This window comes from Rhodococcus sp. 15-2388-1-1a, from assembly GCF_002259145.1.
GTDB lineage: Bacteria > Actinomycetota > Actinomycetes > Mycobacteriales > Mycobacteriaceae > Rhodococcoides.
In genome coordinates this window covers 23,125-49,353 of sequence record NZ_NPFP01000043.1, presented here as the reverse complement: position 1 = coordinate 49,353, position 26,229 = coordinate 23,125, and the positions used below count along the sequence as shown (strand labels likewise).

Below are 26,229 nucleotides of genomic sequence, written 5' to 3'. Positions count from 1 at the left end.
CTCGTCGTTTCGGACCTGACATTTCGGGCATGCACAGTCGGTGCCCTCCTCCTCTCGCGACCTCAGTGCTCTCGTCTTCGCCCCCTCCCCGCTGTTGACGGTGACCCTCGACAAAGCTCCCAACGGCAACACCGAACTGCACGTGCACGCCGGCGGCCAGGGCCACTGGATCGCTCGGATGGCCACGGTGCTCGGCCTCGACGTCACGCTGACGGGAGTGTTCGGCGGCGAGATCGGGGGCATTCTGCGCGACATCGTCGAGCGGGAGGGCATCTCCGTCGTCTCCGTCGACATCGGCCAGGAGAGCGGCTCGTACGTTCACGATCGCCGCAGCGGTGAGCGGGAAATTCTGGCCACGGTCGACCCACCACCGCTGGCCAGGCACGCCCTGGACGACCTGTTCAGCGCGGCCCTCGCCGCCGGTGCCCGCAGCGACGTCTCCATCCTCGGCGGACCGCACGAAGACGACATCGTTCCGCCCGAGGTGTACGAGAGGCTGTGCGCGGACCTGACCGCCCTGGGCAAGACGGTGGTGGCCGACCTGTCCGGACCGACCATGATCGCTGCGCTCGCCGGCGGCTTGACGGTGCTCAAGGTCAGCCACGAGGACCTCATCGCCGACGGCCGGGCCGAGTCCGAGGACCCGGCGCACCTCATCGACTCGATGCGGCAGATGCACGACGACGGCGCGGAGATCGTCGTGATCTCGCGGGCAGGAGATCCGGCCCTGGCGCTGGTGGACGGCGACGTGCTCGAAATAGTCACGCCGGGACTGCGCATGGTCGATCACCACGGAGCAGGCGATTCGATGAGTGCAGGCATCGCCGCAGGGCTGGCTCAGGGGCTGTCGGTCCCGGAGGCGTTGCGACTCGGCGGCGGAGCGGGCACGGCCAACGTCACGCGGCGCGGCCTGGGTAGCGGGCGACGCGACCTGGTTCTCGGCCTCACCGAGTCGGTGGAGGTTCGTCCGTACAAGAAGGCAGGCAAGAAATGAGAGCCCTGATCACCAACGACGACGGCGTGCACAGCGACGGCATCGCCCTGCTCGCGCGGGTGGCCGCGGAGGCCGGTCTCGACGTCGTCGTGGCCGCGCCGCACGAGGAGCGCAGCGGGGCCAGCGCGTCGTTGACCGGCATGGGCGTCGACGATCATCTCGGTATCGAATCCGTCGCCATCGCCGGCCTTCCCGACGTACCGGCCTACGCGGTGCAGGCGTCACCCGCTCTCATCGCGTTCGTGGCCACCCGCGGGGCGTTCGGCGACCCCCCGGATCTGGTGCTCTCCGGTATCAATCACGGACCGAACACCGGTGCCGCCGTGCTGCATTCGGGCACCGTCGGTGCCGCATTGACGGCGCTGACGCATCGGGTTCCGGCGATGGCACTGTCGTCGATCGCCACGGAGCCTGCCCATTGGGCGACGGCCGAGCACGTGGCCCGGATCGCGGTGACATGGATGATGTCCCACGGCCCGTCCGACGCGGTCGTCAACGTCAACATTCCGGACGTTCCACTCGCGGAGTTGGCGGGGATAGTGCCGGCATCGCTGGCCCGCTACGGTGCGGTGCAGGCCGAAATAGGTGATCGCGGAGAGGATTTCGTCACCGTTCGCTTCGACGAGATCCGAGCCGAGGACGACGATTCCGACGCGTCGCTGTTGGCCCGCAGCTGGGCGACGTTGACGGCGATCCGCCCGCCGAGCGAGGTGGAAGGAATCGACCTGTCGGCGATGCGCGGCTGACCTGTGTCGTCCGAGCTCACCGAGATGTGTCGGTGGTGTCGTGCACACTGGGAACTACCACCGGACATGCCACGGACCTAGGGGGTCACCGCGTATGACGTTTCATTCTGTAGTTCCACCGTTTCTGCTCGAGCGGTTGCAGGGTGCGGGTGCTCGCGCCACGCTGCTCGCCGATCGTGAGATGCGTGCCGGACGCGAGGTGGTGCAGGCGCGTACCGCCATCGCTCCGCGGACCGGCGGCACGCTCGAGCGCACGATTTCCGATGCCGAGTCCACTCGCGATCTCCCCGGCCGACAGGTGCGCGCCGAGGGCGAGGAAGCAACAGGAGACGCTGCGACCGACGAGGCGTACGACGGCCTCGGTGCCACGTACGCATTCTTCGACGAGGTCTACGGGTACTCGAGTCTCGACGGTAGCGGGCTGCCCCTCGACGCGACGGTGCACTACGGCCAGGACTACGACAACGCGTTCTGGGACGGCTCTCGCATGGTGTTCGGCGACGGTGACGGCGAGGTGTTCGCTCGGTTCACCGTCTCGCTCGGCGTCATCGCCCACGAACTCGCGCACGGGTTCACGCAGTACACCACCCCGCTCGAGTACAAGGACCAGGCCGGCGCGCTGAACGAGTCCATCTCCGACGTGTTCGGCGCACTCGTCGAGCAGTACACCGCGAAGCAGAACGCCGAGGATGCGTCGTGGCTGATCGGTGAGGGTCTGTTCCTGCCCGCCGTTCAAGGAAAGGCGCTGCGCTCGCTGCTCGAGCCCGGCACCGCGTACGACGACGATGTCTTGGGCAAGGATCCGCAGCCGGCGAGTATGGACGATTTTGTCGTCACCACCGAGGACGACGGCGGCGTGCACATCAATTCCGGTATCCCGAACCGCGCCTTCGCCGTTGCCGCCACCACGCTCGGTGGTCCGGCCTGGGACCGCGTCGGTCAGGTCTGGTTCGACACGATGACGGTCGGCGGACTGTCACCGACGGTCGATTTCGCAGGCTTCTCCGCCGCCACGATCGCGGCGGCGAACGAGCGATTCGGAGCCGGTTCCGACGTTGCGAGGGCCGTGGCCACGGGTTGGTCTACCGTGGGGGTGAAGACAACAGGGCTCGAGTCCCTACCGAAGCCGAACGACGATCGGGTGTGATCGAGGGCAGATGAGCCTGCGCATCGAGGTACTGCGAACCGGCGGTGTCGCCGGGATGTCCAAGCGCGGCGTCGTCGAGACCGACGAGCCGGAATGGCAGTCGTTGGTCGAGGCCGCGCAGCCGTACATCGCCGATCAGCAGTCCACCGATCCGGCCGAGTCCAACGCCCGTGACACCTTCGTGTGGAGTGTGTCGGTGGGTGAGCACTCGTGCCGAGTGGGCGACTCGAGCCTGACCGGACCTCTACGCGACCTCGCGGAGCGCACACTCCGCGAGGGTCGCGTCAAGTAGCCAGGGCCTCAGGCCTTCCACTCCGCACTGCGTTCTTCGGTCGCCTGACCCAGCGCCTCGACGAGGGCGTCGACTCCGAAGTCCTTGCCGTACGAGGGCGTTCCCGGCTGCTGACGCCACGACTGGGCGAGGGTTCCGCCGTCGACGGGGTCGAATCCGAGCTCGTCGATCACCGAGAACACGATCTTCTTGGAATCGTCGTCGTCCCCGGCGACCGGCAGTGCGATTCGACCGCTGGTCCCGGCCGGCACGCCCTTCTCGAGCAGGTGCTTGTACCAAATTCCGTTGAACGCCTTGATCACCGGCTCTCCGAGTTGCTGCGACACCCACACACTTTCGGGCGTCCCACCCTCGATGTCCTCGATCGACCCGTCGCGCTGCTGCGGGTAGTAGTTGTTGGTCTCGATGATCGGGGCTCCCGGTTTGCGGGCGCTGACAATTCCCGAGGCCAGGTCGGGAACGTTCTTCTGCGGAATGCTCAGAAGCACCAGGTCGGCGTCCTGCGCGGCGTCGGCGGCCCACACCGCCGTCGCCCCGGTTTCCTCGGCCAGATCCGCCAAGGTCTCCGGGTCGCGCGAATTCGAGAATCGAACCTCGTGACCGAGTGCTGCCCACCGACGAACGAGGGTGCCGCCGATGAATCCGCTACCGATGATTCCAATTTTCATATCGAGAACCAACGCACCCGAACCGAAACAATTCCCGTCAGGATCCGACGGATACCTTCGACCGAGGACGGCCGAACTTCATGGCCTTGTCCACGACCTTGCCGTACCGCAGAACCGGCAAGTCGCGGAAGTAGTTCATGCGCAGCTTCCATGGGGTCTCGCTCCCCTGCCTCGGGAAGTTGTCGACGGCTCGAAGCACGTAACCAGCTGCGAAGTCCAGGAACGGTTCTTCGTCGACGGACGGATCGCGCTCGAGTTCGACCGTGCTGTACCCCTTCTCGTCCATGTGCGCGAGCAGACGCATCACGTAGTTCGAGACCATGTCGGCCTTGAGTGTCCACGACGCATTGGTGTAGCCGACGACGAAGGCGAAGTTGGGGATCCCGGTGAGCATCATGCCCTTGTATGCCATGGTGCTGGGCAGGTCGACGTCGTTGCCGTCGATGCGGAACTGTGCACCGCCGAGCGCGGAGAGGTTGAGTCCCGTTGCGGTGACCACGATATCGGCGTCGAGGTGCTGGCCGGACTTCAGCTGCAGGCCGGTTTCGGTGAAGCATTCGATGTGATCGGTGACGATCGAGACCTCGTCCTTGCGGATCGAACGGAACAGATCGTTGTCGGGCACCAGGCACAGACGCTGATCCCACGGGTTGTAGGACGGGGTGAAGTGGGTGTCGAGGTCGTATCCCTTCGGCAGCCACCCCTCCTGCATCGTGCGGATCCGCTTCTTCATGAACTCCGGGTACCTCTGGCTCAGGGTGTAGATGAGCATCGCCATGGACACGTTCTTGAGCCGAGTCACGCTGTACGCCAACTTCTTCGGCAGTCGCTTGCGCAGGGTCTGCGCAATCGGGTCCTGCGACGGAAGCGAGAGGATGTAGCTGGGTGAGCGCTGCAGCAGCGTGACGTGCTCGGCGTCGCGAGCCAGGTTGGGGGCCAACGTGATCGCTGTTGCGCCGCTGCCGATCACGACGATCTTCTTGCCGGAGTAATCCAGATCCTCGGGCCAGTGCTGTGGATGAATCACCTGGCCGCCGAAGTTCTCCTGACCGGCGAACTCGGGGGTGAACCCCTTGTCGTAGTTGTAGTAACCGCTGCAGGAGAACACGAACGACGCGGTGATCGTGACCGTCTCGTCTGTATCGCTACGGTGCGCCGTCACCGTCCAGAACTGCTGCTCGCTCGACCATTCGAGGGCAATCACCTTGTGATGGAACCGAATGTGCTTGTCGACGCCCGCTTCTCTCGCGGTCTCGACGATGTAGTTGCGGATGTCGGTGCCGTCGGCGATGGATTTCTCACCCATCCACGGCTTGAAGCTGTATCCGAGGGTGTACATGTCGGAGTCGGAGCGAATCCCGGGATAGCGGAACAGATCCCACGTTCCACCGATCGCGCCGCGGCTCTCGAGAATGGCGTAGGTCTTGCCGGGCAGATCGTGCCCGAGGTGGCGCGCGGCCCCGATCCCGGACAGGCCGGCACCGATGATGAGGACGTCGACCTCGGGAGAGGGCAATACGGCAGTCATGTCAAGGATTCCTTCGATGTCCGATGTCAGCTGGTCTTGTTGCGAGCGCTCTCGGACCTGCCGAGGCGGGCTACTTCTTCGTCCATCTTCGGCAGGATCGTCGGCACGTGCTCGAGCATGCTGCGATCACCGACCCGCGAGGTGATGACGGCTTTGAACCACGACGCCGCGCCCACCCACCGCGGCACGTAGACGCGCCGCTTGCGTTTCGCCAGGCCGTCGACGAATGCGTCGACGCACTGATCGACGGTCATCGTCTTGCCCAGCGGGCCGGGGAGCACCGCGAGCAGATCCTGGAAGGCGGTGAGATCGGATTTGGCGTCCTGCACCATCGGTGTGTCGATCCACGCCATGTGTGCGGAGCCGACGTCGACACCTCGGTAGTTGACCTCGAGCCGGAGCGCATTCGCAAAGTGTTCTGCTGCAGCCTTACTGGCGTTGTACGCAGCCAGGCCGGGGCAGGGGGTGAACGCGGCGAGCGAGGAGACGACGAGGACGTAGCCGTTGCGTTCGACGAGCGACGGCAGAGCGGCGCGGACGGTGTTGAACACGCCCATCACGTTGATGTCCATGACGCGTTGGAACGTGGCGGGATCGACTTGCATGATCGATCCGTAGCTGGCGATTCCGGCATTGGCGAGCACCAGATCGATGCCGCCGTACGCCTCGATTCCGCCGTCGACGGCGCGCTGCATGTCGTCGAGGTTCCGAACGTCTGCCACGAACGCCTCGGCCTTCAGCTGCGTCGCCAGCTCTCGCAGCGGGGCCTCGTCGACGTCGACGAGTACCAACCGGGCACCGCGTCCGGCCAGCGCCCGCGCCGTTGCGGCACCGATTCCCCGTGCTGCTCCGGTGATCAGAACGACCTTGTTGCGTAGCGTCGACGCCGCCATGTGCTCCCCCTCCATCGGAATGCCTGTCTGCGAACACTTTGCATCTGATACCGAGCGGTGTCAAGATTTGTGTGTGTCCACGCATCACAGTGAAGTCGGCCGCACCTACCGAGGTGCCGATCCGCAGCAGCGGCAGCAGGAGCGTCGAATTCGCCTGCTCGACGCGGCCGTCGAGGTCTTCGGCACCACCGGCTACCGGACGGCAACCGTGGAGAAGGTGTGCAGCGAGGCAGGCCTGACCAAGCGCTACTTCTACGAGTCCTTCACCAACAGCGAGGACCTGCTGATGGCGACCTACGCCCGCGCAACCGACGCCATGCGCGAGAGCATTCTCGCCGGAGCTGCCGCAGAAACGAACTCCAGCGAGCAGGTGCTCCGGGGAGCCCTCACCGGCTTCTTCACGTTCGTCGCCGAACAGCCCAAGTCGGCACGCATCGCCTTCGTCGAGATCCTCGGCGTATCCCCTACCGTCGACGCGCTGTACCGCAAGACCACCACCTCGTTCTCCGCGACGGTGCTCCAGGTGGCCGAGGGGGTCGGTTCCAGCCGCGGACTCGCCGGGCCCAACCGTCGAACATTGGCCATGGGCCTGGTGGGCGCGGTCCTCACCATCGCCCAGCAGTGGCTGCTCTCGCCCGAACGCGAACCGCTGGACTCGGTGATCGCCAGCGCCCACACCATCCTGGCCGCGGTGGTGTTCGGACGCGTCGACGGCTGAGCGTCAGCTCAAGGCCTACTCTGCAGCGGCTCCACCGGCTCGTCCGCAGTGGCACGCTCTCCAGATTTGACGACGACGACGCCGAGCAGAACCAGTGCGCCACCGGCCAATTGGATCGGTGCCGGTGCCTGCCCGAGCAGCAGCCACGCGAACACCAGTGCGGCAACGACTTCCATCAATCCCATGAACGACGCCAACCGCGACCCGAGGCGTCGGCCTGCCGCGATCCCGAGGACATAGGCCAGCGCGGCGGTCACGACGCCGAGGCCGATGATCGGAACCCACCACGGCACTACGGCATCGACGAAGGTGACGTCGGTGAGCGGGGCAGCGAACGGGACGATGCCGATCAGTCCGGCGACCAGCAGGATGAGCCCACCCGTGAGCAGTCCTGCCCCGGCGAGCACGATCGGCGGGAGTCCGTTGCTCTCGTCCGCGGACAGCACCCAGTAGACGGCCGCACCGACCATCGAGCCCAGCGCCCACAGCACGCCGACGGTGTCCACGTCGGCACCGGAGATCAGGTCGAGCACGAGCACAAGACCCATTGCGGCGAGCAGCGCGCCCACCACGGTCAGGCGGCCCGGACGTTGCTGGTGCCGGAACCACATCCAGCCGATGACGGCCACGGGCGAGGTGAACTCGATCAGCAGCGCCACGCCCACCTCCATCCGGCCGACGGCGTTGAAGAAGGCGAGCTGGCACCCTGCCACCGCGAAGGCTCCGTACGCGAGGAGCAGCTTCCAGTTCTTGGCCAGCAGGCTCCACCGCCCGCGCAACGCAAGGATGGACGGAATCAGCAGGACGGCTGCGGCAAGCAGAATGCGCGCGGTCACCGCGGCCCCGGCGGTCCAGCCTGCGTCGAGCAATCCCGTGGCGAGCGAGCCGGAAAGCCCGAAGGACGCCGCCGAGAGCAGCGCGAAACCGAGCCCCGAGAGTCGACGCGACCGTGCCGCAGCGTTGTGTTCGACCGCACGATTCACCTGCGCGTCATGAGTGTAAGCCGTCATGACATGTGACAGTAGGCAGTGACTTGGTAAGGTGTCAACATGCTTTTTGCTCATGACGCGGAACTGTCGTTGTTGTCCGCCGTGGCATTGGTCAATTCCGCCGAGGACCCGGACACGTTGACCACGCGCGAGCAGTTGGCCGAGTTCATCTCCGAGCAGGGCTATTCCGGCCGCTTCGACGGCGACGAGGAGGAGCTCGAGGCGGTGAGAGCCCTGCGGCCGACCTTGCGATCACTGCTCACCAGCAGCCGAGACGACGCGGTGGTCGAGGTCAACCGATTGCTGGCCGAGTCCTCCGCCCTGCCGCGACTGGTGCGCCACGGAGACCTCGACTGGCACGTTCACGCGGTCGCCGACGACAGTCCGCTCGCAACCCGCATCGTCGTCGAAACCGCGATGGCCATGATCGACGTCATCCGCGCGGACGAGCTCTCGCGCTTCGACGTCTGCGCCGATCCGGACTGCAACGGGCTGGTCCTCGACCTCTCGCGCAACCGGTCCCGCCGATTCTGCAGCACCACCTGCGGCAACCGAGCAGCCGTCGCCGCGTACCGGGCCCGCAAGGCTCAGTAGCACCACGGGGGCTTAATCGATCGGCTTTCGGGTATCCGCCGTCCGAGCTGATCGAAAGGAATTGCCCCTATGGTCGAGAAAAGGCCTACCAAGACAAGCTGGGCCAGAGCAGTCGAGAACATGCTGGCCGTCATCCTGATCTTCGCCGGGATCGCCGCTGCGGGCGGTCTGATCGCCGCATTGGCGGGCGGTTTCGAGGGATGGGCGATCATCGCCGGAATTGCCGTGATCGTGTTGTTCGCAGGCGGATTCTTTGCCATCCGCGACGGTGCCCGACGACGCGCCCTCGAATCGAACACCGTCGTCTACGCCCCGGACAACACCGACGAATTGTTCGACGTGGACCCGAGTACCGGAGAGCGAACCCCGCACCGCGACTAGCGCGATCGTGCGGGTTCGCCCGGCCAGGTCGGTCAGAACGGATACTTATGGATGTCCGACTGCATCGTGACCCACTGCAGGTCGCAGAAGGTGTCGAGGTTGACGGTGGTGCCGAAGTGCCCGCCCGATCCCGAGGCCTTGACTCCACCGAACGGGGCCACGGCCTCGTCGTCGATCGTCTGATCGTTGATGTGCACTGCGCCGGAACGGATTCGGTCCGACAACTCGTACGCCGCGAACGGATTGGCGGTGACGATCGCAACGGACAGACCGTATTCCGAGGAATTGATGATGTCGATGGCCTCGTCCACGGTGCGGTACGTCGTGATCGGCGCGACCGGACCGAAGATCTCCTCGGTGAACCCGGGTGAGTCCTTCGGCACGTTGGCGAGCACGGTCGGCCGGTAGTGGAGACCGTCGAACGTTCCGCCCGCGGCCAGTTCGGCACCGGCCGTCACCGTGGCCTGCACGATGCTGTCGACTCGCTTCAACTGGTTCTCGTCGATGATGGGCCCCAACGCATTCGACGGGTCGGTCGGATCGCCGACGGTGATGCGTTCGGCGATCTTCGCGAGCTCCGCTGTGTACTGCTCGGCGAGATGCTCGGGAACGAGGTGCCGACCCGACGCCATGCAGATCTGTCCCTGGTGCAGGAACGATCCCCACGCGCCCGCCGATGCAGCGGCCTCGATGTCTGCATCGGGCAGCACGAGGAACGCGTTGTTTCCGCCGAGTTCGAGGTGGACCTTCTTGAGCAGCGGCGCAGCGGCTTCCGCGATTCTGCGGCCGGCGGCCGTGGATCCGGTGAAGGAGATGCACGGAACGTCGGGGTGCGAGACGAGAGCGGCTCCCACATCGGCACCCGAAGGCAGTACATGCAACAGACCGTCCGGCAGTCCCGCTTCGGCGAAGATCTCGGCGAGGATCAGCCCACCCGAAATCGGTGTTCGCGGATCGGGTTTGAGAACGACGGCATTGCCGACGGCCAGAGCAGGCGCGACCGACCGCATCGACAGTACCGCTGGGAAGTTGAACGGGCTGATCACGCCGATGACGCCCATCGGAACGTAACGCCCCATCGAGAAGCGGGACTTCGCGCTCCGCAGTACCTGCCCGTAGGGCTGCGACGCCAGAGCGGCCGCCTCGGTCAGTTCGGCAAGAACCAAGCCGACCTCGGCCCCCGCCTTGCCGTGACCGGACCCCGATTCGGGAACCAGCCACCGCGTCAGACGCTCGGGGTTCTCCGCCAGGAGCGCCGCAGCCTTCGTCATGACCGACGCCCGCTCGGGGTAGGGCCTGGCGGCCCATTCTTTCTGCGCACGTCCGGCTTTCGCGACAGCACGATCGAGGTCGGCGACGTCGGCAGCACCGACGGTGGCCACAACCGACCCGTCGGACGGCGCGGTCACGTCGAGGGTTCCACCACCGCCGTCCACCCATCCGCCGTCGAATATCTTCGCCGTCCACGCCAGTGTGTTCGCCATGTCAGTCCTGCTCTTTCTTTCTCGATGTTCTTTCTTCGTTACCGCTGGGCTGCGATCGCTGCGTCGAGCACCTCGGCCTCGGCCCAGGATCCGTGGAACGCGAACGGAACTCGGACGGGAAGCTTGACGCGCGCGAGAGGTTCGCGGGTGAACGCATCGGCCTCGTGCACCAGCAGCTCGGACAGTCCGGTCGCCGGATTCCACCACAGGGTCAGCAGATATCCGTCGTTCTCGGCGCTCGCTCCTCGACGCTGGACGAAGACCGGTTCGCTGGGGCTGGTCAACCCGTCGGGCCCTTCGAGCACGATCGTCTGACCGGTGGAGAAGTCATGGCGCGCAAGCCCATCCGTCAGGGTCAACGGCGACAGATCACGGGTGGTGGCGAAGTAGCCGAAGCGATTCTCCTTGCCCAGCCACGCGTCGTTGATCTTCGGGAATTCACCCGCCACTCCGCTGTGCATGTGCTGGGTGGTCGTCCTGGTCGCGGTATCGAGCACGAACCGCCAGGCCATCGCAGGTGGAAACCAGGAGTGCGAGTCGATCGGCTCGTCCGAGTCGTCGACCGGATTGCCCAGACGCGCGATGACGTGCAGATCCACCACGATTCCTGTGGCAGTTTCGTGCGCGTTGAAGAAGTGCGTCGGGGCCAGCATCAGGCCGGTGTCGTACCAGGTCACCTCATGGGTGCGACGGTCGAGAACGGCGAACCTGCTGCCGTTCGGTGTAGCCGATTCGTCCCAGAGCACACCCGGCCGCCCCGCCATGATGCGGTCGAGGCGGAACTGGTTGGGCGAGATGAGGAAGATCGCGAGGTGTTCGCTCACGATGTAATCGTGCACCATTGCCGGACAACCCATGTCGAAAGTGACGGTATCGACGACGGTGCCGCTGGTATCGGCCTCGTACCAGGTCAGATTCGGCCCGATGGCAGAGTAGAAGAGCATGTTGCCCGTCGACGGTTCGATCTTGTAGTGCGCCGTGCACAGGATGTCGAGTGCGCCACCGAAGTCGTACGTGCCCTGCGTGTCGAGAGTTTCGGGGTGCATCGAATGCGGAAGTCCGCCTTCGTAGTACACCAGCAGATGGTCGGCGAACAGGCCGACGTTGGTGTTGGCGACACTCTTGGACGGCGGCGCGCCCACGGGCAGATCCCGCCTGGCCTTGCCCGAGCCGTTGACGAAACCGCTGTACAGCGCTTCCCCGGCCTCGACCTCGACCTTCATCGTGTCGGTGTGCACCCACTTCATCCGGAACGACGCCTTACCGTCGCGGATGTAGGTGCCCGCGACTCCGCCGTCGCCCTCCCACCAGTGGTAACGGTCGGTGTCGAGTGGCTCGAAGCGGGGATTGTCGGCAATTCGGAACAGCGCGCCGGCGAGGTCGTCGGGGAGTTTCCCGATCACCTCGAGGTCGAATGCCTCGGTCTCCTCGTGCCACGGCGCGAACGGCCCGTTCAGGAATTTGTTGGACGTGTTCCAGTCGACGTCCGCGTTGTGCCGCGGAGTCGCAGGCGCGGTGCGTCGGACCAGTGTCGTCGGGAGCGGGGTCGGTACTTCACGCATAGCTGATGCCTTTCGTCTCGATGTAGGACAGTTCGGAAGGGCTCGGGGAAGATCCGGTCCACGACGCCACTGCTGTTCCGACTGCGGCTCGAACGTCGTCACCATCGTGCGGATGCCACGCGGCCGCGACGAAGCGGTCGGGCCGGATGAGCACGAATCTTCCAGTATACGTGCGCATCTCGTCGTCCAACCGGCCGTCGACGTCGAGCAGAACGTTGATGCCGTCGATTCTCGGTACCGTGCCATCGGTGGGCACGACGGCCTCGACCGCATGCAGGCCGCGCGCGACTGCGCGCGCGTGCGCCCAATTCACCGTGTCGTGCACGTCGACTCCCACCAGCGCCCAACCGGTTCCGAGGATCTCGTCGAGCGGGCGGATGGTGCGGGTCGCCGAGTCGAAGGCCCGGGGCTGCCCGATCACGCTCCCGGTGTCGTCGCCGGGGAGTACGAGCCCGTCGGAGAATCGGTAGGGCGGGCGGTAGGCCATGGTCTCGAACCAGCGTCGCCCGTTCACGGTGGCCAATGCGGCTCGGACCAACTCGTCGCGCCTGGCCGCGATTCGAGGATTGGTCGTCATCACCACGCGGCCCAACCGCTCGGATGCGCGTACCACCGCAGCGGCGTGGGGGCCACGCTCGGATTGGTATGTGGCCAGCACACTTTCGTGCAGGCAACCCTCGAGCACGCCGGCCAACTTCCACGCCAGGTTCGCGGCGTCGCGAATGCCGGAGTTAAGACCTTGACCGGCGAACGGCGGCATCATGTGTGCGGCGTCGCCGAGCAGGAAGCAGCGCCCGAGCTGCCATCGATCGGCCACGAGGCCGTGGAAGCGATAGTTGACGGCTCGTTCGACCTGGGCTGGTGTGATCGGCCGGTAGCGCGAGACGAGCTTGTCGATGAGCTCGAACGGTGGCGCGTCGGTGGCCGTGCCCTCGCCCTCGAACAGGCGGAATTCGTATCGACAGCGACCACCGAGACCGGGCACCACCACGTGCGGCCTGCTCGGATCGGCGTGGTGCATACCGTAGCGCTCGGTGTGCGGGTCGCCGAGCGTGTCGACCACCAACCACAGTTCCGGGTGGCTGCGCCCGATCATGCCGATTCCGAGCAGGTTTCGGACGGTCGATCGTCCGCCGTCGCTACCGAGGAGATAACGAGCCCGCACCGTGCGTCCACCCGCTTCGATGGCCACGGCGTCCGCGTCCTGCACGATCGACGTGACCTCGGTGTCGAACCGTACGGTGACATTGCGCGCCGTATGCAGCGCCCCGGCCAGTACACGCTCGAGATCCGGTTGCGCGAACGGGTTCTTGAAGGGGTAGCCCAGTCGGTAGGCACTCTCCGCGCCGCCGTGGAACAGCGGTTCGTCGTCGAGGCCGTAATAGCGGGTTCCGGTGCCGGGCACGACGATCGGCAGGATCTTGTCGATGACGCCTGCCTGCTGGTAGGTGCGCAGTGCCTCGTCGTCGATGCTGATCGCTTTGGGTTCGTCGCTCGTCGTCGAGCGCCGCTCGAGAACGACGACGCGAAGCCCTCGTGCAGCGAGCAGCAGGCCCGCGGTCATCCCGACCGGACCGGCACCGCAGATCGCTACGTCGTAGAGGGTGTCGAATCTCTTGTCCACACCACCAAGGTAGCGCGCATCACGTTAAATAGGAATGCTGTCCCATAAAATAGGACACTCTACGAGCTGACGACGGCCAATCGTGCGGACAGAGCATCGGCCGCCGCCCGCACCGCGGTGACGAGCACGTCGGTCCGATCCTCCGGAACGCGACGCCTGATCGCCACGATGCTCAATGCGGCTGCCACCGAACCGGACTCGTCGAAGATCGGTGCGGCGATTCCCATCGCATCCGGATCCACCTCGGCGACGGTCAGGCCGTAGCCGGTGGTCCGGATCCGCTCGAGACGATCGACGAGGCGATCGACGTCGGTCAACGTTCGATCGGTGAAGCGTTGCAGCTCGTGCCGACCCAGGATCGAGCGGATCTCTTTCTCCGGCAGCCAGGCCAGGAGCGTCAATGCCGATGCGCCGGCGTTGATGGGCAACCGACTCCCCCGCTCGTAGCTCAGGCGTACCAGTTGCTTGGCACCCTCGCACCGCTCGATGCACACAGCCGTGTCGTCGACGAGCCTGGTGAGCAACACGGTTTCACCCACCTCGTCGGCCAGTTCACGCATCACCGGTTGGGCGATGGTGGTCAATCCGTAACCGCGCCGGGCCAATCGAGCAAGTTCGAGCACCGCGACACCCAACCGAAAGCCGCCGTTGGGAGCTTCCTCGAGAAACGATGCGCCGACCAACGTCTGCAGATATCGGTACGCCGTGGAGCGGGCGCTACCGAGGGCCTCGGCGACGTCGTTCGCGCTGATCTGCAGGCGATCCTCGGTGAACATTCCCAGGATGATCAACGCGCGGTCGGCCGTGCTGTTTCGTTCTCTGTATCCACTCGTCTCCGATGCCATGTTTCCATCCTAGTTCTGATTGTCAGGACTGCAGTGTCATAAAACGAATCTCTACCCTTGACAGCTGTGATCCAGGCCATGAAGACTGTCCTGTATTAGACAACAGCAGTCCTACTTTACAGGACACGGCCTCCGGACGAGGAACTCATGAAACCCACCCAACCCAAGCTGGATCGCGGCACGCTCATCGCCTGCTGCCTCGCGATCGGCGTCGCTCAGATGGGCGTCTCGCTCGCAGCGCCCATTCTCGGTGTGATCCAACGCGACCTCGGAGCGAGCGCTGCGGCGCTGGCCTGGATCCCGGCCGCGTTCATCCTTCCCACCGCCATACTCGAGCTCAACTACGGCGTACTGGGCGACATGTTCGGCCGCAAGAGGCTGCTCGTCTGGGGTGGCGTGCTCGTCTTCGTCGGAGACGTCGTCGCCGGAACGTCGGGAACTCTGACGCAACTGATCGCCGGGCAGGCCATCGCCGGACTCGGTGCTGCCGCAATCTTTCCCACGTCACTGGCGATGCTGGTCTCGGCAACCCCCGAACGTCAGGAGCGAGCCCGCGCCCTGTCTCTCTGGGCCGTCAGCCTGGCGTTCGGTGCGATGATCGCCCCGCTGATCAGCGGCTTCGCGGCCGAACACTTCAGCTGGGGCTGGTCGTTCGCCATTCCCGCCGTGCTGGGTCTCGTCACCGCCGCGGTCAGCGCCGCGGTGATCGTCGACTCGCGTCATCCCGCCGGGCGCGGACTCGATTGGCCCGGCCAGATCACCATCGCCGTCGCTTTGCTCGCGCTGCTGTACGCGGTGATCCAGGGCTCCGTGGACGGCTACTCGAGCCCCGTCATCGTGGGCACTTTCGTTCTCGCAGTGGCGGCATTCGTCGCGTTCGTCATCAGCGAGCAGCGAGCCCGCACCCCGATGTTGAACCTTGCGCTGTTCCGGACGCCTGCCTTTGCCGCGGCCGCCCTGATCGGATTGCTCGCGATGTTCGGCTTCATCGGAACCGCCTACGCGCTCAGTGTGAAACTCGAAGCGATCCTGCACGTCAGCCCGCTGCAGGCCGCTCTGCCGTTCGCCCTCATCCAAGCCGTACCGCTGCTCCTCACTCCGTTGCTTCCGCGCCTGTTGATGCGCGTCGCGGCGCGAACGCTGCTGGTCACCGGGCTGGCGGCACTGGCCATCGGTCAGATATGGATGGCTCAGCTACCCGGTGACTCCACCTCGCTGCTCGCGATGACCGGCCCGATCCTGCTGCTCGGCACCGGCTTCATCACCATGTTCACCGCACTGACGGCCGTCGCCGTCGGAGCCGTCGCCATCGACTACGCCGGAATGGCAAGCGCAGTAACCAGTCTCGTCCGCGAGACCGGCCAGAGCCTCGGCCCCGCGATCGTCAGCGCCGTGGCCTTCGGAGTTGCCGGAGCCACCCTCACCTCCAGCCTGTCCGACGGTTCCCTCCCTCCCGAGGCGGTGGGCGTGGCCTCCGGCGTCGCCGAGCAGGGCGGGCCGTTGGCGGTGGCCAACGCCGATCTCGGCCCGATCTCGGATCTGGTTGCACCGCTTGCCCGGACGGCTCTCGAAACCGGCCTGGACATCGGCATCTACGTCTGTGCCGGAGCCACCGTCCTGGCTGCGCTCATCGCCCTCGTCATCCCCGGCGGAGCCCCGAAGGGCCTCGATGCGGCCCCAATCGACGCAGCAGCATCACCTGCTGCCGGACGACTGCTGCCGGCGGGTGAGTGAGATGTCCACGCCCACTCTGAATCACGTCTTCACCCTCGACGTCGAGCTGGCTCCTCCGGTGGTCATCGGCTCCACCCCGCACGGAATGCGTCGGGTCATCCCGATCACCGGCGGCCGATTCCACGGACCGGCCGGATCCGGAACGATCCTGCCCGGCGGTGCGGACTGGAACCTGGTGCGCACCGACGGCGTCACCCATCTGTGGGCCCGCTACACGATCGTCACCGACGACAACGTGCCCATCATGGTCACCAACGAGGGCTGGGGCACCCAGGACGACGCCACCATGGAGCGCATCTTCGCCGGCGGCGGTGCCGACGTCGACCGCTGGTACTGCTCCACCAACCCTCGATTCGAAGTGGCCGACCCAGAGTGGAACTGGTTGAACCACAGCGTGTTCCTCGGCCGACTCTTGCCACCGAACCGCGGCGACCAGGTTCGGATCACCGTCTACACCGACGCCCCCGTCCCCACCCCATCGACGCCCCGAAAGGCGGATCACTGACATGACCACTCCCACCCGAAACAGACTGCAGGAAGGTGGTGCCGTGGGCACGCTGCGGCAGACCGCTGTCTCGCACATCGGTTTCACCGTTCCCGACGTCGCCGCCACCGCCGACTTCTACGGCCGCACCGTCGGTCTGACGGTGCAGGAAGAACTCGCGGGCGGAGGCCTGCGCCTCGGCTGGGGCCTCGGACACCATGTCCTCGACCTGACCGAGGGGCCGAAAGGACTGTCTCACTATGGCTTCGAGGTCCGCGACGTCGACGGCCTCGACGGTATCGCCAAGAGACTCGCCGACGCAGGCCACCACGTCGCCGAGCTGGATCCCGCCGTGCTCGACCATGCCGTCGGAGTACCGTCGGGCATCTCGGTGGCCGATCCCGACGGCACCACCGTGCATTTCCACGGTGCGGTCCATCGGCAGGGCGAGAACGCCGCCGATCCGGGACGACGCCCGATCAAGTTCCAGCACACCACTCTCGGCACCGACAACGTGGCGCAGATGGTCTCGTTCTTCGTCGACACCGTCGGGTTCCGCATCTCCGATCAGCTCGAGGACGGCAAGTTCGCGTGGCTACGCAGCGACCGCGATCACCACACCCTGGCCGTCGTCGAGAACGGCAACCCCGGCGATCTCGACCACTACTCCTACGACCTCGCCGAGTGGGAGGACTTCAAGTCCTGGTGCGATCGCCTCACCGAGATCGGCGTCGACGTCGTCTGGGGCCCGGGACGTCACGGCCCCGGCAACAACCTGTTCGTCTTCTTCGACGATCCCGCCGGCAACCACATCGAGCTCTCGGCCGAGATGGAGAAGTTCCACGACGACCGAGCCACGTACGTGACGCGGCAGTGGCGTCCGGTACCCGCGTCGGTGAATCTGTGGGGCGGACAACTGGCCAGCTGGCGCAAGACGAGTGAGAGCGAGATCTGACCGATGGCCTACATCAGCTACGAACACAACGGAATTCGGGGAGTCGGGGAGGTCGACGGCGATGCGCTGATTCCGCTGCAGGGCATCGCTGCGATCGGGCGTTCCAGTTCGCTCGAGGCACTCGCCGGCGCGGATCGACTGACCGAGGAGCGCCTGCCGATCGCCGACGTGCGCGTCCTGCCCGCAGTCACCGACCCGGCCCGAGTGATCTGTGTCGGTCTGAACTACCGCGACCACATCGCCGAAACCGGACGCGAGTTCCCTACGTACCCGGTGATGTTCCCCAAGTATGCCTCCAGCCTCATCGGCGCCTACGACGACATCGCCGTCCCGCCGGAGAGCTCCGAGGTGGACTACGAGGGCGAGATGGCGGTGATCATCGGACGCACCGGCCGACGCATCACCGAGGAGAACGCGTTCGATCACGTTCTGGGTTACACCGTCGCCAACGACATCACGATGCGCGACTTCCAGTACAAGACGCACCAGTGGATGCAGGGAAAGGCATGGGACGCAAGCACTCCCCTCGGCCCCCGCATCGTCTGCCCCGGCGAGGTGGACCTCGCGAGCTGCGGCATCCGCACCGTCGTCAACGGCGAGAAGGTACAGGAATCGGATCTGTCCCAATTGCTGTTCACGGTGCCGAATCTGATCGCGACCATCTCCACGTTCACCACCCTCGAGCCGGGTGACGTCATCCTCACCGGCACCCCCGGTGGCGTCGGATATCGCCGTAAGCCGCAACTGCTGTTGAAGCCGGGGGATCAGTTGTCCGTCGAAATAGACTCGATCGGCATCGTCGAGAACCTACTGGTGGCGGAGAAGATCTAGAACTTCCCACGGCCGAATCGGACCGACGGCAGGGAACCGGTCAGCGCGAGTCGTCCCGCAGTGCCGCCACCATGCTCGAGCTCGGCGCATATCGGCTGATCCACGTTGCCTGGACTGCGTGGTAGAGATCAGGCTTGCCACTCCACACCGTCGCGGCCGGACGATTGCTGCTGTCGAGTTCGTGATGCCAGGACCCGTCCACGCGGTCGACGAAGTACTCGGCAGCGACATCCCACCAGGTTCGGTAGTCCTGCTCGTAGCGGTCTTCTCGGGTGTGGCGGGCCAGGGTAGCGGCCGCGCCGATCGCCTCGCACAGCACCCAGTGCAGGCGCTCGGTCACCACGGGGTGGCCGGACCAGTCGGTGGTGTACACGAACCCCGGTGTCGGCCCGGGCTGCCAACCATCCTGAGCCGCGCGGTGATACAGAGACTTCGCCGACTCGACGTAGTCGTGACCCTGCGCGCTGGCGGCAGCCATGCTGGCCTGCACCAGAAGTCGTGCCCACTCGAATCCGTGGCCGACCGTCGCCCCGTAAGGCTTGAACTGGTTGGCGGTGTCGTCCGAATTGAACTCGAGCTGCGGGATCCACTGGGCGGTGAAGTGTTCCGGGATTCGGTGGTCGTTCTCCTGCGCCCAGCCGATCACGTTGTCGCAGATGCGGACTGCACGTTCACGCCAGATAGTGGGCGCACCCGCATCGACGGCAGCCAACAGCGCTTCGACCATGTGCATGTTGGCGTTGATGCCGCGGTAGTCGTCGAGTACGGACCAGTCCGCAGTCCAGGTGTCCGCACACATTCCGTACTGCTCGTCCCAGAATCGTGCAGCCACGATGTCGAGGGCTTCGTCGAGAAGACCCCGACCGTCGGGGTGCCCCGCGGCGGCGGCAGCCGAGGCGGCCAACACCACGAACGCATGCGTGTACGCGTTCTTTACAGCATCGGGCGAGGTCGCGTCGGAGCTGGACTCGAACCAACCGCCGTTCTCGCTGTCTCGCAACGACGTCAGAAGTCCGTCGAACACCCGATCGGCCTGCCGACGAGACCCCGGACGACCCAGCAACGACGCGAGAAAGTGCACATGCGCCATTCGAGCGGTGATGTACGTATGCGCCGGGTGATCGAGGTCCGGGTTGCCACGATCGTCCAGCCACACCGCGCCACCTGCGGGGTGGTCGAGTGAGGTTCCGAAGTCGAGAAGGCGAGACGATTCGGTGTCGAGCCACAACTGATGAGAGGGAAGGGTCCACCAACTGCGACGATGTCCGGAGCTCATGTGTTCATTGTGCGCTGTGCTCGACGCACTGGGTCGGAGTCAGCGAGAGACGCTGTAGCGCAGGTAGACCCAACCCGCGGCCTGGAACACACGTTGTTCCTCGAGCACCAGGGCGAGACGGTGTCCAACGGGGAAGTAAGGCTTTCCGCCACCCAGAATCGTCGGGACGAGGATGACCTCGTACTGATCGATCTCGTCGACGAGCGACTCGGCCAGGGCAGCCCCTCCGACGGCCAACGTGCCCTCGGTTTCTCGCTTGAGACGCTGCACCTCCGCGACGGCATCGACACTGCGCACCAACCGGCAGCCGTCGGCCACCGAGTCGAGAGTGTCGGAGAAGACGATCCGCGGAGTGTCCACGTACAGCCGAGCGAACTCCGCCTCGACGTCGTCACCGTCGGCGCGCGCCGGGTCTGTCCAGTAGTCCTCCATCGCGTCGTAGAGTCGACGCCCGAACAGGAAAGCGGCGGTCGCCTCAGTCTGACGGTTGGAGAAGCTGTGCGTCTCGTCGTCCGGCATGGAGAAGTCGAGACTGCCGGTGGGATCTTCGATGAATCCGTCGAGAGAAACGTGCATGTTGTAGGTCAGAATGGCCATGTCACTCCTGGGGTCGGGTGGATTCGACAGTATGGACTTCGACGCCCTCCGGATTTCACCGGTGGGCGAGTCAGTCCAGGATCGCAGTTGCCTCCACCTCGACGAGGACGTCGGGCTCGAAGAGGTAGTCGACGCCGATCAGCGATGCGGGTGGCATCGGAGTCGGCAGTCCGATCTCCTCGGCGACGCGAGTGACGCCGTCCATGAACTCGCCGATCCGCTCCGGGGCCCACTGCGTGACGTAGAACGTCAGGCGCAGTACGTCGTCGAATGTCGCTCCGGCACCGGTCAATCCGATCGCTGTATTGCGCAGTGCCTGCGCGACCTGCCCGGCGAGGTCGTTTTCGGCGACCGTCGACCCATCCTCGTTCCGCGCGATCTGACCGCTGACGTGGATATGCCGGGATCCCTGCCCCACCGCTACGTGGTGATACGGGGTGGGTTGCATCATGCCGGACGGAGTGAATCGAGTGACGCTCATGGAGTTCCTTTCGTCGTGACCGAAGCCAGGTATAGGATTGATACCTGGTACACAAAGGACACTTCAAGGGAACCTGGTTTCATGACCGATACCGCCGACGGCAACGCAGAGCTGACCATCAGTGCCCCTCACCGCGAACTGTTGGATCAGGTGCTGGACAAATGGTCGCTTCAGGTGCTCAACGAATTGTGCGAGCGCCCCTGCCGATTCAACGATCTCCGCCGTGCAATTCCGACAGTGACGCAGAAGTCCCTCACCGCAACTCTCAGGAAGCTCGAACGCAACGGCATCATCGAACGCATCGTTCTGAGCACTCGCCCGGTGGCGGTGGAATATCGAATCACACCGCTGGGCAAGACCCTTCGGGATCCCGTCGACGTACTTCTTGCGTGGGCAACTCGGCACATGGACGAAATCGACACCGCCCGAAATCGATTCGACGCTCTCTGATCCACTCACCGCAGCAGTGTGCTGCCCGAATGTCCTGAGATCTCGGAGAAGAGGTACACCCATGACGAGCCATTCACAGCATTCCACCGCACGCGCTGACGCCGTGCTGTCCGGCCTGGCGACGGTGATGCAACCGAAGAGTGCAATCACCGTCGGGTCTGCACGTACGGCGATCGCGTTGGCGTCCGCTCTCGAACGGTCCACAACCGCAGCGGTGCCCCGACTCCGGACCTTCGCCACCGATCCGAGCGACTCCAGCGTCGACGACTTCGTTCAGGAACATCGGCCGAAATTCGACTTCGTCGAGTCGGTCACCGACTCCCTGTTCGACTTGTCCCCTCGGAATCTACGAGACATCGGCCCGTTCGACCTCGCCTGGATCGACGGTGAATCCCTCGTGGAGGACGCGCGGTTCCTCCGTACTCTGTGGCCACACGTTGCGGTGGGTGGAGTCCTCGCCGTCCAGAACTCATACCTTCCAGCCGGGGACAACCCACTGTGGAACGCGATCGTGCGCTTCGGCGCCGACGACGTCGAGACCCTGACGCTTCCAGGAATCGGCCTCATGAGGAAGCGGTCGGAGCCCCCTCGCGAGGTCGATTTCACCGACGAGATGATGTCCGCCACCGGGGTTCCGGTACGGTTCGAGTCCATCGGCGTGCACGACGATGCGCCCCTGCTGGACCACGCGACCGGTGTGCTTCATGTCCTGGCAGACCCCGATCTTCGGGCGGTCCTCTTCGCGATCGGCAGTGGAGTCTCGACAGTGGCCGAGCTGCAGTCCCACACGTCACTGGCCGACCGTGCACTACACAAGGCAGTCGCGCGCCTGTTCGCCCTGTCGGTGGTGACCCGGGTGGACGATCGCCTCGTCGTGGACGAGAACACGTTCGAGAGTTTTCGCGATCTCCCGCGAACAACGCCCCCGCCGACGCGGATGGCCCGATACAGCCGTGATCGTGCCAAGTTTCTGAATGCGATTGCACAGCAACTGAGTTCGACGACATGGGCGTCGGAGCACCAGGTCAACGAATTGTGCAGGTTCTTCGACGACGACTACGCGACACTACGACGCGAGCTCGTCGACACCGGATTTCTCGAACGAGACGGCGCGGGCTCGATGTACCGGGCCAGAAGTGCGACGTAGAACGACCTCCAGCCCGCGGCGGGGTCGGGCTTCGTCAGGTCCAGTACAGAAGCTGCGCGTCGGGAAGGACGGATTCGAGTTCTTCCACGAACCACGTCCGCATGTCCGACATGGTGTCCTTCGGGTAGACGTACTTCACGCCACCGAACTTGTTCCTCTTTGCCGTGCGGGCACTTTCGTCCATCTCGAGCTTCGTCCCCGGGTACCAGCTCAACAGCACGTCCTTGCTCGACGGCGTGAACCGATGAGTGATGATCTCGGCGGTCAGGTCCAGATCGGGAACGCCGCGCAGCGCATCGGCGACGGTCGAGAGAAGCCGACCGTACTGCTCGCGCCACCCCGGAATGGGCATGATCGGCGCGATGGTCAATCCCACTCTATATCCGGCCAGCGCAAGCTGCCGTAGCGCCTCGATTCGAGCAGGCATCCGCGCAGTTCCCCCTTCGAAACGATGCGCGATGTCATCGGCATTGACCGACAAACGAACTCGGGTGCGTCGCCGATGATCCAACGTCACCAACTCGGTGACGTCGTCGAACTTGGTCGTGAAGCGTAACGACACGCCATCGCCGTACTCGCCCGCACCGACTCTGCGCACGGCCTCGGCGAGGGATCCGGTCACATGTTCGATACCCAATGGATCTGTGTAGCAGGACAACTCGAAGGTCGTCCCTTCGTGGCCTCGCTCCTCGGTGCCGGAGGTGATGGTGCCGCTGCCGGCATGCGTACCGATTCCGGCCAAAACGTCGTCGAGATTGGCGAACACCCGGGTGATCGGCGGCCCGGACAACGATCCCGCCAGATAGCAGTACTGACAGTGCGCCGGGCAGCCCTTCGCCAGGTCGATGCGCCAGTCGGCGCTCGGCGGAATCGGTTGCGGTCCCAGCACACTCGGCGGCGCAACCACCACGGCCATCGTCGTCTTGGCACGGGCGTAGGTCTCTCGCTCGGTCTCCCCGCGCAGGCCCGTCAGACGGTCGCCCGGCAGCACGTCGATCTCGGTCACGCCGGCCTCCTCACACCGGCGAACGATCTCCGCGGTGTGCGGCAGCTCCGACGCAGACCGCGTGATCAGGACGCGCGACGGCGTCCACAGCCGAGTAGGGGCAGAGAAAGCGTTGTCCATTACCGGAGTCCAACGCCCGTCCGTCGTGGATCCTTCCCGGCCGGTGCTACGAGACCCAGGTGTTCGACGGAATCTCAGCGGGTCTACCCAACAGATATCCCTGCCCTTGAACGGAACTCGGCAAGGCGTCGAGCTGGGCGAGGGTCTCGATCCCTTCGACCACGCACCCCAGATTCAGATCTCGGGCGAGATTGATGATCGCCCGAACGATGCTGCTGCTCGTCTCATCGCTGGTCATCGTGGCGGTGAACGATCGATCGATCTTCACCGCGCTCACCGGCAGCGTGGCCAGGTATCGCAAGCTTGCGAATCCGGTGCCGAAGTCGTCGATGGCGATGCCGACACCCAGCTCACGCAGTTCACCGAGCTGACGCAGCATCGAGGACCCCGACTCGAGCAGCACCGACTCGGTGAGCTCGAGAACGAGGTCCTCCGGAGCCATTCCGTGCCGCCCCAGAGCCGCGCCCACCACCGCGGCCATATCCATGTGTTGAGCCTGTCGGGCACTGAGGTTGACGGCCATCGTGACCGGGATGCCGACCCCCGAACCGCGCGGGTGCGCCGCACGCCACCGCACCAGAGTGCCCAGCGCGTCGTCCAGCACCCGCTCCCCGAGCTCGGAGATGAGGCCGGTGTCCTCCGCCACGGGAATGAATCGGTCCGGTGTGATCCCTGCGCCGTCGTCGTCACGTAGGCGCGCGAGTGCCTCGAAGCTCGTGAGCGCTCTGCTGCCGAGGTCGTAGACCGGCTGATAGGCAACGGTCAGCGTCGCGGCGCCCCGGTGTTCGGGATCGAGGGCACCCCGCAGGGTCTGCTCGATGTAGGCACGCTCGAGGGCGTTCGCGCGCAGCGCGTCGTCGAACAGTTCGATCCGGTCCTTACCGAGCTGCTTGGCTCGGTACATGGCGGAGTCCGCGTCCCGCAGCACTTCCTGCGCGCTGGCGCCCTTGCGAACCAGCACCATGCCCACGCTGGCCGACACCACGTACTGGCTGCCCTGGTACACGATCGGAGCTGCGAGAACCGCCCGGATGCGCTCGGCGACGCGCTCCGCCAAGCCTGCACCCGCAAGCTTGCCGGAACCACGTTCGGCGGGCAGCGCGTCGACGACGAGAACGAACTCGTCGCCGCCGACTCGGGCGATCGAGTCGTTGGCACGCAGCACCGACCGCAGACGTCGAGCAACCTCGACGAGAACCGCATCGCCTGCAGCATGACCGCCGGTGTCGTTGACGCGTTTGAATCCGTCCAGATCGCAGAACAACACGGCTGCAGCAGCGCCGGTGCTCTCACCGCGCTCGATCGCCGAGCCGATCCGGTCCAGCAGCAGCATCCGGTTGGGCAGCCCGGTCAACGGATCCTGCAGAGCTGCCCGCTCGAGTGCCAGCTCTGCCTCGACGACGTCGGTCACCTCCCGCACCACCGAGAGCACCTCGGCAACCTCCCCCGACGGTCCCCGACGAAACGGGGTGGTGCGTCGCGACAGCCACCGCAGTGAACCGTCGGCTGCTCGCGCCCGGTAGCGGATCGTGACGCTCTCCCCCTCGGGCAGCGACGCCGCTTGCCGGTCCGCGGCTCGGACGACGCCGATGTCCTCTGCCACCGCACCGTCCAGACGATCCTCGGGGGCCTCGAGGTCGTCGAGGTCGTCGAGGTCGTCGGAGCGACCGAGCCGGAGGTTGGGTGATGGTCCGTCGGGTGGCCCCTCTTCGGGCGGCCCGTCCAACAGCGACCGTAGGCTTCGAGAAGCCCACGTCACCTGTCCGGTGCCCACATCGGTGACGGTGGTGATGTCCGGCGACGCGGTCAACACCGCGTCGCGGAACGCGCGCGCCTGCTCGAGCTCGGTCCGCGCCTCACGCTCGGCCGTGACGTCCTCGGACAGGACCATGGCTCCGACGATCGTGCCCGAACTGTCACGCAGTGGTCTGGCCTTGACCTGGAAGATCGCTCCCGTTCGGGAGCTGACGGTGTCGAACGACGTCTCGTCCCCCGCCACCGCAGCTCGGTAATGCGGCTCGAGCTGTGCGTAGACCTCCGGTGTCACAGTGTCTCGCAACAGCTGACCCTCCATCCGTCGCGGGTCGTATCCCTCCGCCACCAATTCGGCACCCTCGACGAGCACAAATCGCAGATCGCAGTCGACGACGAGCACGGTGGTGTGCGGTAGGTTCGCCGCCAATTGCCGGTACCGGGCCTCGCTGGCATCGTCGAACATCGAGGGTGAGCCGAGCAACGCTCCGTAGAAGCGGCGCATCCCCAGATAGATCACACCGGCGAGCGCCGTCGACGCCGTCACCACCACGTCGGCGGTGCCGCCCATCGACTCCCGCATCGCGTCGACCGTTCCCGCGCCGGAGTCGAGATGCGATGCGTGGCCCCCGACCGCCGCGGCCAGGTGCACCGCATGAAGCAGGTGGTGCGCAGAGCAGGTCAGAAAGATCGCCGCCGTTGCCACCGCCAAGCGGTTGTTCCGCAGCTGCCCGGTCCGCATCAGTCCCCGGACGATGAACAGCACGATCCCCAGATACGCCGCAGCGGTGATCCCGTTGAGGATCACCACCCACACCCAGCCGCTCACAGCGGGGCCTCACCGGATCGACACCGACAACACGCGCTGCGGTTCCACTCGACACACGAGACGGGCATGACGCGACCCCCCAGGGTTGTAGCCCAGTGCGTC

26 protein-coding genes are annotated in these 26,229 nt (G+C 65.5%); 13 read left to right on the top strand and 13 right to left on the bottom strand.

Going from position 1 to position 26,229, the window contains the following annotated elements:
- The first annotated feature begins 40 nt into the window (after window positions 1-40).
- The 4 genes from CH302_RS23935 (at window position 41) to CH302_RS23920 (ending at window position 3,179) form a co-directional block, all read left to right on the top strand.
- Window positions 41-994, top strand: coding sequence for a 1-phosphofructokinase family hexose kinase (locus CH302_RS23935; RefSeq protein WP_037188034.1), 954 nt, complete (start codon window positions 41-43; stop codon window positions 992-994).
- Complete coding sequence (surE, locus tag CH302_RS23930) at window positions 991-1,740, top strand: 5'/3'-nucleotidase SurE (protein WP_037188033.1); 750 nt, start codon at window positions 991-993, stop codon at window positions 1,738-1,740. The genes CH302_RS23935 and surE overlap by 4 nt, the downstream gene beginning before the upstream one ends.
- Before the next feature lie 94 nt (window positions 1,741-1,834).
- Window positions 1,835-2,887, top strand: a complete 1,053-nt coding sequence (locus CH302_RS23925) for a M4 family metallopeptidase (RefSeq protein WP_037188029.1) — start codon at window positions 1,835-1,837, stop codon at window positions 2,885-2,887.
- A 10-nt stretch (window positions 2,888-2,897) separates the two neighbouring features.
- Window positions 2,898-3,179: a protealysin inhibitor emfourin gene (locus CH302_RS23920; protein ID WP_052047354.1), complete on the top strand. Its 282-nt coding sequence runs from the start codon at window positions 2,898-2,900 to the stop codon at window positions 3,177-3,179.
- Between the two features lie 8 nt (window positions 3,180-3,187).
- Here CH302_RS23920 and CH302_RS23915 read toward each other — a convergent pair whose 3' ends face one another.
- From CH302_RS23915 to CH302_RS23905, 3 genes are read right to left on the bottom strand one after another with little or no spacing between them, the layout of a single operon-like run.
- Window positions 3,188-3,847, bottom strand: a complete 660-nt coding sequence (locus tag CH302_RS23915) for an NADPH-dependent F420 reductase (RefSeq protein WP_037188028.1) — start codon at window positions 3,845-3,847, stop codon at window positions 3,188-3,190.
- A 37-nt stretch (window positions 3,848-3,884) separates the two neighbouring features.
- Window positions 3,885-5,375: a flavin-containing monooxygenase gene (locus CH302_RS23910; RefSeq protein ID WP_037188027.1), complete on the bottom strand. Its 1,491-nt coding sequence runs from the start codon at window positions 5,373-5,375 to the stop codon at window positions 3,885-3,887.
- A gap of 26 nt (window positions 5,376-5,401) precedes the next feature.
- Window positions 5,402-6,268 carry an SDR family oxidoreductase gene (locus CH302_RS23905; RefSeq protein WP_037188024.1) on the bottom strand — a complete coding sequence of 289 codons (867 nt, stop codon included), beginning with the start codon at window positions 6,266-6,268 and terminating at the stop codon, window positions 5,402-5,404.
- Between the two features lie 73 nt (window positions 6,269-6,341).
- Between CH302_RS23905 and CH302_RS23900 the strand changes: the two genes are divergently transcribed.
- Entirely contained in the window at window positions 6,342-6,986 is a 645-nt protein-coding gene (locus tag CH302_RS23900; RefSeq protein ID WP_037188022.1) for a TetR/AcrR family transcriptional regulator, read from the top strand.
- An 8-nt stretch (window positions 6,987-6,994) separates the two neighbouring features.
- Here CH302_RS23900 and CH302_RS23895 read toward each other — a convergent pair whose 3' ends face one another.
- A complete protein-coding gene (locus tag CH302_RS23895; protein ID WP_037188019.1) occupies window positions 6,995-7,996 on the bottom strand; it encodes an EamA family transporter in 1,002 nt (333 codons plus the stop codon).
- 39 nt (window positions 7,997-8,035) lie between these two features.
- Here CH302_RS23895 and CH302_RS23890 point away from each other — a divergent pair, with 39 nt between their 5' ends.
- Complete coding sequence (locus CH302_RS23890; protein ID WP_037188016.1) at window positions 8,036-8,569, top strand: CGNR zinc finger domain-containing protein; 534 nt, start codon at window positions 8,036-8,038, stop codon at window positions 8,567-8,569.
- A gap of 69 nt (window positions 8,570-8,638) precedes the next feature.
- Window positions 8,639-8,950 carry a hypothetical protein gene (locus CH302_RS23885; RefSeq protein ID WP_052047353.1) on the top strand — a complete coding sequence of 104 codons (312 nt, stop codon included), beginning with the start codon at window positions 8,639-8,641 and terminating at the stop codon, window positions 8,948-8,950.
- A gap of 32 nt (window positions 8,951-8,982) precedes the next feature.
- Here the strand turns inward: CH302_RS23885 and CH302_RS23880 are convergent, their stop codons facing one another.
- From CH302_RS23880 to CH302_RS23865, 4 genes are read right to left on the bottom strand one after another with little or no spacing between them, the layout of a single operon-like run.
- Window positions 8,983-10,434, bottom strand: a complete 1,452-nt coding sequence (locus CH302_RS23880) for an aldehyde dehydrogenase family protein (protein ID WP_037188014.1) — start codon at window positions 10,432-10,434, stop codon at window positions 8,983-8,985.
- A gap of 38 nt (window positions 10,435-10,472) precedes the next feature.
- Window positions 10,473-11,996, bottom strand: coding sequence for a carotenoid oxygenase family protein (locus CH302_RS23875; protein ID WP_082323488.1), 1,524 nt, complete (start codon window positions 11,994-11,996; stop codon window positions 10,473-10,475).
- On the bottom strand, window positions 11,989-13,620 hold the full coding sequence (locus tag CH302_RS23870) for an FAD-dependent monooxygenase (protein WP_037188012.1): 1,632 nt from the start codon (window positions 13,618-13,620) through the stop codon (window positions 11,989-11,991). Before CH302_RS23870 ends, CH302_RS23875 begins: the two co-directional genes overlap by 8 nt.
- 59 nt (window positions 13,621-13,679) lie before the next feature.
- Window positions 13,680-14,465 (bottom strand): IclR family transcriptional regulator, encoded by a 786-nt coding sequence (locus CH302_RS23865; protein ID WP_037188009.1) that lies wholly within the window; start codon window positions 14,463-14,465, stop codon window positions 13,680-13,682.
- Window positions 14,466-14,612: 147 nt separating this feature from the next.
- On the opposite strand from CH302_RS23865, the gene CH302_RS23860 reads away from it, so the two are divergent.
- The 4 genes from CH302_RS23860 to CH302_RS23845 are packed head-to-tail and all read left to right on the top strand — an operon-like array spanning window position 14,613 to window position 18,469.
- The gene (locus CH302_RS23860; protein ID WP_094650090.1) at window positions 14,613-16,199 is read left to right on the top strand and encodes an MFS transporter; all 1,587 of its coding nucleotides are present in this window, start codon (window positions 14,613-14,615) and stop codon (window positions 16,197-16,199) included.
- Window position 16,200: 1 nt separating this feature from the next.
- On the top strand, window positions 16,201-16,704 hold the full coding sequence (locus CH302_RS23855; protein WP_052047352.1) for a DUF3237 domain-containing protein: 504 nt from the start codon (window positions 16,201-16,203) through the stop codon (window positions 16,702-16,704).
- Window position 16,705: 1 nt separating this feature from the next.
- Window positions 16,706-17,638: a VOC family protein gene (locus CH302_RS23850; RefSeq protein ID WP_037188006.1), complete on the top strand. Its 933-nt coding sequence runs from the start codon at window positions 16,706-16,708 to the stop codon at window positions 17,636-17,638.
- A 3-nt stretch (window positions 17,639-17,641) separates the two neighbouring features.
- Window positions 17,642-18,469, top strand: a complete 828-nt coding sequence (locus tag CH302_RS23845) for a fumarylacetoacetate hydrolase family protein (RefSeq protein WP_037188003.1) — start codon at window positions 17,642-17,644, stop codon at window positions 18,467-18,469.
- A gap of 40 nt (window positions 18,470-18,509) precedes the next feature.
- On the opposite strand, the gene CH302_RS23840 is transcribed toward CH302_RS23845, so the two are convergent.
- From CH302_RS23840 to CH302_RS23830, 3 genes are all read right to left on the bottom strand, one after another.
- Complete coding sequence (locus CH302_RS23840) at window positions 18,510-19,745, bottom strand: AGE family epimerase/isomerase (RefSeq protein ID WP_037188001.1); 1,236 nt, start codon at window positions 19,743-19,745, stop codon at window positions 18,510-18,512.
- Between the two features lie 39 nt (window positions 19,746-19,784).
- Complete coding sequence (locus CH302_RS23835) at window positions 19,785-20,342, bottom strand: dihydrofolate reductase family protein (RefSeq protein WP_037187999.1); 558 nt, start codon at window positions 20,340-20,342, stop codon at window positions 19,785-19,787.
- Window positions 20,343-20,412: 70 nt separating this feature from the next.
- On the bottom strand, window positions 20,413-20,823 hold the full coding sequence (locus CH302_RS23830; protein WP_037187992.1) for a RidA family protein: 411 nt from the start codon (window positions 20,821-20,823) through the stop codon (window positions 20,413-20,415).
- Window positions 20,824-20,904: 81 nt separating this feature from the next.
- On the opposite strand from CH302_RS23830, the gene CH302_RS23825 reads away from it, so the two are divergent.
- Both CH302_RS23825 and CH302_RS23820 read left to right on the top strand, forming a co-directional pair.
- The gene (locus tag CH302_RS23825) at window positions 20,905-21,273 is read left to right on the top strand and encodes a winged helix-turn-helix transcriptional regulator (RefSeq protein ID WP_037187991.1); all 369 of its coding nucleotides are present in this window, start codon (window positions 20,905-20,907) and stop codon (window positions 21,271-21,273) included.
- Window positions 21,274-21,334: 61 nt separating this feature from the next.
- Window positions 21,335-22,420 carry a DUF2087 domain-containing protein gene (locus tag CH302_RS23820; protein WP_037187990.1) on the top strand — a complete coding sequence of 362 codons (1,086 nt, stop codon included), beginning with the start codon at window positions 21,335-21,337 and terminating at the stop codon, window positions 22,418-22,420.
- Window positions 22,421-22,454: 34 nt separating this feature from the next.
- Here the strand turns inward: CH302_RS23820 and CH302_RS23815 are convergent, their stop codons facing one another.
- Both CH302_RS23815 and CH302_RS23810 read right to left on the bottom strand, forming a co-directional pair.
- Window positions 22,455-23,546, bottom strand: a complete 1,092-nt coding sequence (locus CH302_RS23815; protein ID WP_037187987.1) for a spore photoproduct lyase family protein — start codon at window positions 23,544-23,546, stop codon at window positions 22,455-22,457.
- A gap of 46 nt (window positions 23,547-23,592) precedes the next feature.
- Window positions 23,593-26,127: a putative bifunctional diguanylate cyclase/phosphodiesterase gene (locus CH302_RS23810; protein WP_037187984.1), complete on the bottom strand. Its 2,535-nt coding sequence runs from the start codon at window positions 26,125-26,127 to the stop codon at window positions 23,593-23,595.
- Between the last annotated feature and the right edge of the window lie 102 nt (window positions 26,128-26,229).